Annotated in this window: 2 protein-coding genes; both read right to left on the bottom strand. The window is 71.5% G+C overall.

Annotated features, from left to right (window positions below):
• The coding region (locus tag I55_RS00035; protein ID WP_148293496.1) for a hypothetical protein at nucleotides 1-1,226 on the bottom strand (1,226 nt) is incomplete at its 3' end.
• A 178-nt stretch (nucleotides 1,227-1,404) separates the two neighbouring features.
• On the bottom strand, nucleotides 1,405-2,462 hold a 1,058-nt coding region (locus tag I55_RS36680; protein WP_049973680.1), incomplete at its 5' end, for a hypothetical protein.

The raw sequence follows: 2,462 nt of genomic DNA, 5'->3' as shown, positions 1-2,462 counted from the left end.
GACCAGACCTTGCCGACCTCGGAACCGGCAGCCGGCACCGCTGGGCGCGTTGCCGCATCATAGCGGAGCAGGCCATACCCTGTCCCTACGAGCGCGTCGCCGCCCGCCAGGACCTCGAAGGACCAGACCCAGCCTTTCCCGGCGCCTCCGACCATCACTACCTTGTGCGAGGCCGCGTCGTAGCGGAACAGGCCATTCATTGACCCAACGAGCACGTCGCCGCCTGCCAAGGCCAGGAGGGACCAGACCCAGCCGGTCCCGGCGCCGCCGGCCGGCACCGTCTGCCGTCCTGCCGCGTCGTAGCGGAACAGGCCCTTCTTCGACCCGACGAGCAACTCGCCGCCTTCCAGGGACTGGATTTCTTCGACTTGGTCGGTCTCTGCGCCACCTGCCGGCACCGCCTGGCGCGACGCCGCGTCGTAGATGAACAGGCCGTTCTCTCCCCCGACTAATACGTCGCCGCCCACCAGGGATTTGATGATGTTGACCAGGCCGGTCACTGCGCCGCCAGCTGGCACCGCCTGGCGCGACGCCGCGTCGTAGCTGAACAGGCCGTTCTCTCCCCCGACTAATACGTCGCCGCCCACCAGGGATTTGATGATGTTGACCCGGCCGGTCACTGCGCCGCCAGCTGGCACCGCCTGGCGCGACGCTGCGTCGTAGCGGAACAGGCCCCTCTTCGCCCCGACCAGCACGTCGCCACCCGCTAGGGTAACAAGGGACATGACCATGCCGGTTTCGGCCCCGCCGGCCGGCATCGCCTGGTGTATGGTCGCGTCGTAGCGGAACAGGCCCTGTTCCGCCCCGACCAGCACGTCACCCCCCGTTAGGGCCCGGAAGGAGGTGACCCCGACGGTGTCGGCGCCGCCGGCCGTCACCACCTGGTGCGAGGCCGCGTCGTAGCGGAATAGGCCCTGTTTCGCCCCCAAGAGCATGTCGCCGCCCGCCAAGCCCTGGAGGTAGCCGACCCGGCCGGTCTCAGCACCCGGGACTGGCACCACGCAGGCAAGGTTGGCGCCGGCGACGGGATCGGCACAACCGATCGGGCTCAGGGCGAGCACTAGCGGCACGAAGCACCAGATCCGCATCGACACACGCCTACTCTTGCTCTTCCCGGTGCCGCGCTCTCGCGGCGGGAGTGGCGCATCCGGCCCTCCCGCCCGGGCGTCGACGTCGAGCGCGACGCGGTCGCGTTCCGCCTGCCAGCGCGGCGGCCGGGCCTGCACCTCATCCTGGTCCTGTCGCCGCTGCTGGACGAGAGTCCCAAGCCGGGTTGGAGAATAGGATAGGGGTGCGCCAATGGTTTGAGGGTTCATGGTGCGCCACCACATCCCATGAGTGAGCGATATGGGCCATGCTAGCGCGAAAGTGACAGTTGAGTAGGCCTTTTCATCGGCCGATCTGTTACGGCCCCCCTCCCCTGCCCTGGCGCTTGGCCAACTGGGCCATGGCGCCGTCGCCGGCCTGGATGCGTTCGCCGTAGCGGGCGGGCATGGTGGGGGAGGCCCAGCCACCGGCGGCCTGCAGGGCCGGCAGACCGAAGCCGGCCACCAGCAGGTCCTGCGCCGCGCCGACGCGCAGGCTGTGGCCGGAGACCCCGCCCTCGTCCGGCGCCCCGCCGCCGGCGAAGCCTGCGGCGGCGGCCCGGGCCTTGAATATCTCCCCTACCCGCTTGCCGGGATCGGCCCCCGCGCAGGCCAGGGGGCCCAGCACCTGGTTCTCCAGACGCAGCAGGGGTTCATAGCCCAGCTGCAGCCAGACGGCCTCCCGGGCGGCCGCCAGGCGCTCCAGGCGACGTTCCAGCCCCTGGCGACGGGTCGCCTGGGCATCGCGACCGCGCAGGGCCTGGCGCAGGCGGGCTTCAGTATCGGCCAGCAGTTCGGCGCGCACGGTCAGCCAGGTCCGCAGGCGGGCCAAGGTGTCAGGCCCCAGCCAGGTCCAACGGCCACGGCCATCGTCACCTTTCAACCGGCGGAACAGGGCGCGGCCGCTGCCATCGATCTCGGTGACGACATCGCCGAGACGCAGGCTCACCAACTCAGAGCGGCGGCGCAGGGTGTCGTAACCCACGGCCAGGAGGGCGGCGTCGCGCAGATCGATGGGGTGGCCGCCGGCGGCGGTGACGGCCAGGATCTCGTCCAACGCCTCCCGGCGCAGGGGGGCGGCCTGTTGTGGCCGGCGGCCCAGGCGGGTTGCCAGGCCGCGCAGTTCCAGGCGGACCCGGGGGTGCCGGGTGGGATCGGGCAGCTCCAGGGCCTGGTGCAGGGTGGCGATGCTGGCCCGGCGGCGTTGGAGGGTGGCGTAGCTGTAAGGCCCCTGCCCGTCCCCCCGATCGGCGCCATGCACGGCCAGATAATCGACCACGGTGTCGACGCTGGCGGGGAACGCCTCCCGCCCCTGGCGCCAGCGCCAGGCCAGGAAGTGGGCCCCGTCGGCGCGCAGCGCGCGCACGCTGTGCCGGC

The sequence above is a fragment of the Azospirillum sp. B4 genome, assembly GCF_000333275.1.
Lineage (GTDB): Bacteria > Pseudomonadota > Alphaproteobacteria > Azospirillales > Azospirillaceae > Nitrospirillum.
The sequence above is the reverse complement of the archived record's forward strand: the minus strand, read 5'-3'. Positions and strand labels throughout refer to the sequence as shown.